The organism is Streptococcus pseudopneumoniae (genome assembly GCF_001072665.1).
In the GTDB taxonomy this organism is placed as follows: Bacteria; Bacillota; Bacilli; order Lactobacillales; family Streptococcaceae; genus Streptococcus; species Streptococcus pseudopneumoniae_S.
In genome coordinates this window covers 1-6,113 of record NZ_JVJI01000130.1, presented here as the reverse complement: position 1 = coordinate 6,113, position 6,113 = coordinate 1, and the positions used below count along the sequence as shown (strand labels likewise).

The following is a 6,113-nucleotide window of genomic DNA, read 5'->3' as shown; positions in this document are numbered from 1 at the left end:
TACCGTACTCAAGTACAGCTTGCGGCTAGCTTCCTAGTTTGCTCTTTGATTTTCATTGAGTATTATTCTTCAACTTCTGTTAAGGTTGCCGCCTTTTCAAGATATTTTTGGTAGGTACCGTCATCCTTGAGTTTTTGGATGACCTTGTCCACCACTTCTTTCAAATCAGCACTATTTTTTCTAAGGGCAACGGCATTGGCTTCGCCGTCCTTCATCTTCAAGCTGACAGTTGCGACAGCTAAGTCGGCATTTTTAGCAGCATAGCTAAGAGCAACAGGTTCATCCATGTGAACAGCATCTACTTTTCCAGCCTGTAATTCATTAACAGCTTCACCCATATTGGTTAGGGAAGTTAACTGCGCTTTTGGCAATTGTTCCTTGACCATTGATTCTGGAACAGTCCCTTTTTGGGCTGCAATATTAGCACTTTCAAGGCTAGTTAAATCCTTGTATTTTTCTACATCAGCCTTACGAACCAAGAAACTAATCTTGTTTTCATAGTAAGGGATTGAAAAATCAAAGACTTCTTTTCTCTCGTCAGTAGCGCTAATTCCCGCAACTGCTAGGTCAGCCTTACCAGTTTGAAGACTGGTCAAGACATTGTCAAAACTCATGCTTGAGATTTCCAACTTCACTCCAAGTTCATCAGCGATAGCTTGGGCCATATCAATATCCGCACCAACTACCTGATTTTTCCCGTCAACCAAGGATTGGAATTCAAAGGGTGCATAGTCAGGACTAGTCGCCACAACTAATTTCCCCTTTTGCTTAATGGCCTCAACAGCTGACTGAGAACCATTAGAACCCGACTGGCAAGCCACTAAGAAGAAACTTGCAAGAAAGCTACATAAAACAAATATCCATTTTTTTGATTTCATAAATAAACAACCTCTCTGTTAATTTTGTATAATTATAACTCTATCCAAGTTGCTTGTCAAGTGTTTTTTGAATTTTTATCTTAAAAATATTTTTTTCATTCAAAAAAGGAGCTATCAATTGATTTCAAGCTCCTTTTTATACAGAATGAAACTATTTTATAGTTCGACAATCTTACCTGTTTCAAAGTAAACAACCCATTCACAGATATTTTTGGCATAGTCTCCAATGCGTTCCAAGAAGGCAATCACTTGGAAATAATCACGACCTGTAACGATGGCATCTGGATTTTTCTTGATTTCTTCTGTAGCCAAGTCACGAATGCTATCAAAGTAATGGTTGATTTTTTCGTCCATTGCTGCTACTTCATAGGCCTGGTCAACTGAACCATTGAGATAGAGTTCAAGGGCTGCTTCGACGAAGTTCTTGACATCGCGACCCATTCTCTTGATTTCTTCTTCAACAGCCGGGATGCGTTGCTCACCCTTCATGCGAATTGCTGCTCTTGCAATGGAAACAGCATGGTCACCCATACGTTCCAAGTCAGATACGGCTTTTAAGACTGTTAGAACTGTACGCAAGTCTTGAGAAACGGGTTGTTGAAGGGCAATCATTTCAAATGATTTCTTCTCCAATTTCACTTCGTATTCGTTTACTTCTGCATCGTCTTCGATAACTTCTTTGGCCAAATCACGATCATGCGTAACAAAGGCACGCACTGTTCGATTGATTTGGGATAACACTTCCTGTCCCATTGCGTAGAACTGATTGTGCAATTTCTCTAAATCTTCCTCAAATTGAGAACGTAACATCATTTATCTCCTTATCCAAATTTTCCTGAAATATAATCTTCTGTTTCCTTGTGTTGTGGGTTTAGGAACATCTTCTTGGTATCGTTAAACTCAATCAAATCTCCATCTAGGAAAAATCCTGTCTTGTCAGAGATACGAGAGGCTTGTTGCATGGAACGCGTTACCAAGAGCATGGTGTATTTATCTTTTAGACCATACAAGGTTTCCTCAATCTTACCGGCCGAGATAGGGTCCAAGGCTGAAGTCGGTTCATCCAAGAGAATGATTTTAGGACTGGTTGCCAAGACACGGGCAACACAGACACGTTGCTGTTGTCCACCTGAAAGCCCGATAGCTGAATCATGCAGGCGATCCTTGACCTCATCCCAGATAGAAGCTCGTTGTAGGGCTTTTTCTACTGCTTCATCCAGCACCTGCTTATCCTTCACTCCATTGATACGAAGCCCATAAACAACATTTTCGTAAATAGACATAGGGAAGGGGTTTGGTTGTTGGAAAACCATACCAATTTCCTTCCGCAATTCAACTGTATCTGTACGTGGGCTGTAAATATTGTGACCGTTGTATACCACTGAACCAGTTGTGGTCACCTCTGGATTGAGATCTCCCATGCGGTTGATAGCCTTGAGGAGGGTTGACTTCCCTGATCCAGATGGACCAATCAAGGCTGTAATTTCCTTAGGTTGGAAAGATAGGGAAACACTATTCAAGGCCTTCTTTTGATTGTAGTAAACGGACAGGTCAGAAACCTGTAAAATCGCTTCTGTCATACTGTTTCCTTTCTATCCAAAGTGTCCTGTTACGTAGTCATTGGTCGACTGTAATTTGGCATTTTGGAAAATATTAGAGGTCTTATCGTACTCGATCAAGTCACCCAAGTAGAAAAATCCTGTGTAGTCACTAGCACGCGCAGCCTGCTGCATACTGTGGGTCACGATGATGATGGTAAAGTCCTTCTTCAATTCCAGCATGGTTTCTTCCAGCTGAGCTGTCGCAATCGGATCCAAAGCTGACGCTGGTTCATCCATCAAGAGGATATCTGGTTTAACAGAGATAGCACGAGCGATACAGAGGCGTTGCTGCTGACCACCTGATAGGGTCAAGGCTGACTTGTGCAAATCGTCTTTGACCTGATCCCAGAGGGCAGCCTGACGAAGAGAGGTTTCCACAATTTCATCCAAGACTTGCTTGTCCTTAACTCCTGCACGTTCATGGGCAAAAGTGATATTGCGGTAGATAGACTTGGCAAAGGGATTTGGTCGTTGGAAGACCATTCCAATGTGCTTACGCATCTCATAGACATTGATTTCTGGACGGTTGACATCAATCCCTTGATAGAGGATTTGACCTGTTACCTTGGCAATATCAATGGTATCATTCATCCGATTGAGACTGCGGAGGTAGGTTGATTTCCCTGAACCAGAAGGGCCAATTAAGGCAGTAATTTTATTTTTTTCAAATTGCATATCGATGCCCTTGATGGATTCTTTTTTACCGTAGTAAACATGTAAATCCTTAGTAGAGAGGGCCACTTTCTCTTCAGGAAAGGTGATGATATGCTTTTCATCCCAATTATATTTTGACATGGCTTCTCCTTTAGGCAGCGGTTAATTTCTTATGTAGGTAGCTTCCGAGTTTGCGAGCTCCAAAGTTAAAGATGAGGATAAAGATGAGGAGCACGGCCGCAGAACCTGCTGATACGATGGTTCCATCTGGAATAGTACCTTCACTATTGACTTTCCAGATGTGGACAGCCAAGGTTTCTGCTTGACGGAAGATAGAGATTGGGCTAGTCACACTGAGAATATTCCAGTTAGACCAGTCTAGGGCTGGAGCGGATTGTCCTGCTGTATAGATGAGAGCAGCCGCCTCACCAAAAATACGACCAGAAGCTAAGACGACCCCAGTCACAATACCTGGAAGGGCTTCTGGAATGACCACATGGACCACTGTCTCCCAGCGAGAAATTCCAAGGGCCAAGCCGGCCTCACGTTGCGTATGGTGAACGTGTTTCAAGCTGTCTTCAACATTACGAGTCATCTGAGGTAAGTTAAAGACTGTCAAGGCCAAAGCACCTGAAATGATTGAAAATCCATACTCAAACTGAACTACAAAGATCAAGTAACCAAAGAGACCCACAACCACTGATGGCAGTGAAGACAAGATTTCAATACAGGTTCTGACAAAGTTGGTCACAGGACCTTTTTTAGCATATTCAGCTAGGAAAATCCCAGCCCCCATAGACAAGGGCACAGAAATAATCAAGGTAATAACCAGAAGGAAGAAGGAATTATAGAGCTGAATTCCAATCCCTCCACCTGCTTGGTAAGAAGAGGATTTGCCAGTCAAGAAAGACCAAGAGATGTGGGGCAAACCACGAACCAAGATATAAAGAATCAAGGATGCCAAGATGGCAACGATAATTCCTGCAATCGAGTAGAGGACAGCTGTTGCAATTTTATCTAATTTCTTAGCGTGCATAGTTTTTCTTTCCTCTTTCTTTCGTAATCAATTTAATCACACTGTTGAAGGCCAAACTCATCAATAGCAAGACTAAGGCCAATGACCAAAGAACGTTATTGTCAACTGTTCCCATAACGGTATTTCCGATACCCATGGTCAAGACAGAGGTTAAGGTCGCAGCAGGTGTTGTTAATGAAGTTGGGACAACGGCTGAGTTTCCGACCACCATCTGAATGGCCAAGGCCTCACCAAAGGCACGTGCCATCCCAAAGACCACTGCTGTAAAAATACCTGAACGCGCTGCCTTCAAGGTCACGCGCCAGATGGTTTGCCAACGAGTGGCTCCCATAGCCAAACTAGCTTCGCGGTAGTGACGAGGCACCGCACGCAAGCTATCGGTTGTCATAAAGGTTACCGTCGGTAAAATCATGACAAAGAGAACAAAAATCCCTGACAGAATCCCAAAACCAGTTCCACCAAAGATACTACGGACAAAAGGAACTACGACCTGCAAACCAATAAATCCATACACAACTGAAGGAATCCCGACCAGCAATTCAATGGCTGGTTGCAAGATTCTAGCACCTTTTGGTGAGACCTCCGTCATAAAGACTGCCGCACCAATGGCAAAAGGAGTTGCGATAAGTGCTGATAGGATTGTGACAATAAAGGAACCCAAAATCATAGGAAGGGCACCAAATTGTTTACCTGAAGGATTCCAAGTTTGGCCAAAGAGGAAATCAAAGATATTAACCCCATTTACAAAGAAGGTAGACAAACCTTTTTGGGCTACGAAAATCAAAATCATAGCCACGATGATAACAATCAAAGACAGACAGGCAAAGGTCAAGCCTTTTCCTAATTTCTCTAGACGAGAGTTCTTTGAGGGAGAAAGTAATTTTTTAGCTAATTCTTCTTGATTCATTAGTGACTCCCTTCTAGTGCTGTCACCGTTCCTACAGCATCTTTTTCAACCTTCATTTCCTTGACAGAAATATAGCCCATTCCCTTAACGATTCCACTTTGCGCTTCATCAGAGAGGACAAAGTTGAGGAATTCTGCCACCAATTCATTTGGTTGACCTAGGGTGTACATGTGTTCATAAGACCACAAAGGCCAGTTATTGCTTGTAACATTTTCTGCAATCGGCTCATAGCCGTTCAACTTCATGCGTTTCACCGAGTCATCCACATAGGCAAAGGCTAGGTAAGAAATGGCTCCTGGTGTCTGGGAAACAATGTTTTTGACCATCCCATTTGAATCCTGTTCTTGACTCTGCACGGCCGATTGACCATCCATGATAACACTATCAAAGGTTGCACGTGAACCTGAACTTGCCGCACGGTTGATAATGGAAATGGCTAGGTCTTTCCCACCGACTTCTTTCCAGTTGGTCACTTGACCTGTGAAGATGCTACGGAGTTGTTCAGTTGTCAGATTTTCAACATCAACTTCCTTGTTCACAATCACTGCCAAGCCCGCTACAGCAACCTTATGGTCCACTAGAGCGGATGCGTTGATACCGTCTTTTTCCTCGGCAAATACGTCTGAATTTCCTACATCAACGGCTCCAGACTGAACCTGAGACAAACCTGTACCAGATCCTCCACCTTGGACGTTGACTGTTTTTCCAACGTACATAGAGCCAAATTCATCTGCTGCTGCTTCGACCAAGGGCTGAAGAGCCGTTGAGCCAACAGCTGTCATGGATTCTCCACGATCAATCCAGCTAGCACATCCCGCCAAAGAACCTGCTAGCAAAAGAGCCGCAAGGGATAGAGCGAGTTTTTTCCTTTTTTTCACTGTTTTTTCTCCTTGAAAATAATGGTGAATGCTGTGAATTTTTTCAACTATTTATTTATGTTTTTATTTTTTAAAATTGGGAGCCAACTAAAGTTCTTATACTCAATGAAAATCAAAGAGCAAACTAGGAAACTAGCCGCAGGCTGTACTTGAGTACGG

At 43.0% G+C, this 6,113-nt stretch carries 7 protein-coding genes; all 7 read right to left on the bottom strand.

The genetic code is table 11. The features are described 5' to 3' along the window. Positions 1–62 precede the first annotated feature (62 nt). On the bottom strand, positions 63–878 hold the full coding sequence (locus ADH52_RS09390; protein ID WP_000837372.1) for an ABC transporter substrate-binding protein: 816 nt from the start codon (positions 876–878) through the stop codon (positions 63–65). 156 nt (positions 879–1,034) lie between these two features. Further along, complete coding sequence (gene phoU / locus ADH52_RS09385; protein WP_000946460.1) at positions 1,035–1,688, bottom strand: phosphate signaling complex protein PhoU; 654 nt, start codon at positions 1,686–1,688, stop codon at positions 1,035–1,037. An 11-nt stretch (positions 1,689–1,699) separates the two neighbouring features. Then, positions 1,700–2,458, bottom strand: a complete 759-nt coding sequence (pstB, locus tag ADH52_RS09380; protein ID WP_000133484.1) for a phosphate ABC transporter ATP-binding protein PstB — start codon at positions 2,456–2,458, stop codon at positions 1,700–1,702. A gap of 12 nt (positions 2,459–2,470) precedes the next feature. After that, positions 2,471–3,274 (bottom strand): phosphate ABC transporter ATP-binding protein PstB, encoded by an 804-nt coding sequence (gene pstB / locus ADH52_RS09375; protein ID WP_020900241.1) that lies wholly within the window; start codon positions 3,272–3,274, stop codon positions 2,471–2,473. Between the two features lie 10 nt (positions 3,275–3,284). Then, positions 3,285–4,169, bottom strand: coding sequence for a phosphate ABC transporter permease PstA (gene pstA / locus ADH52_RS09370; RefSeq protein WP_000543046.1), 885 nt, complete (start codon positions 4,167–4,169; stop codon positions 3,285–3,287). Further along, positions 4,159–5,076 carry a phosphate ABC transporter permease subunit PstC gene (gene pstC / locus ADH52_RS09365; protein WP_001070902.1) on the bottom strand — a complete coding sequence of 306 codons (918 nt, stop codon included), beginning with the start codon at positions 5,074–5,076 and terminating at the stop codon, positions 4,159–4,161. The genes pstA and pstC overlap by 11 nt, the downstream gene beginning before the upstream one ends. After that, positions 5,076–5,954 carry a phosphate ABC transporter substrate-binding protein PstS family protein gene (locus ADH52_RS09360; RefSeq protein WP_049511025.1) on the bottom strand — a complete coding sequence of 293 codons (879 nt, stop codon included), beginning with the start codon at positions 5,952–5,954 and terminating at the stop codon, positions 5,076–5,078. Before ADH52_RS09360 ends, pstC begins: the two co-directional genes overlap by 1 nt. Positions 5,955–6,113: the final 159 nt, after the last annotated feature.

Bases quoted from the DNA above. Each gene is read 5' to 3' on its own strand.
- ADH52_RS09390 (WP_000837372.1), bottom strand. From the start codon at position 878: ATGAAATCAAAAAAATGGATATTTGTTTTATGTAGCTTTCTTGCAAGT.
- phoU (WP_000946460.1), bottom strand. From the start codon at position 1,688: ATGTTACGTTCTCAATTTGAGGAAGATTTAGAGAAATTGCACAATCAG.
- pstB (WP_000133484.1), bottom strand. From the start codon at position 2,458: ATGACAGAAGCGATTTTACAGGTTTCTGACCTGTCCGTTTACTACAAT.
- pstB (WP_020900241.1), bottom strand. From the start codon at position 3,274: ATGTCAAAATATAATTGGGATGAAAAGCATATCATCACCTTTCCTGAA.
- pstA (WP_000543046.1), bottom strand. From the start codon at position 4,169: ATGCACGCTAAGAAATTAGATAAAATTGCAACAGCTGTCCTCTACTCG.
- pstC (WP_001070902.1), bottom strand. From the start codon at position 5,076: ATGAATCAAGAAGAATTAGCTAAAAAATTACTTTCTCCCTCAAAGAAC.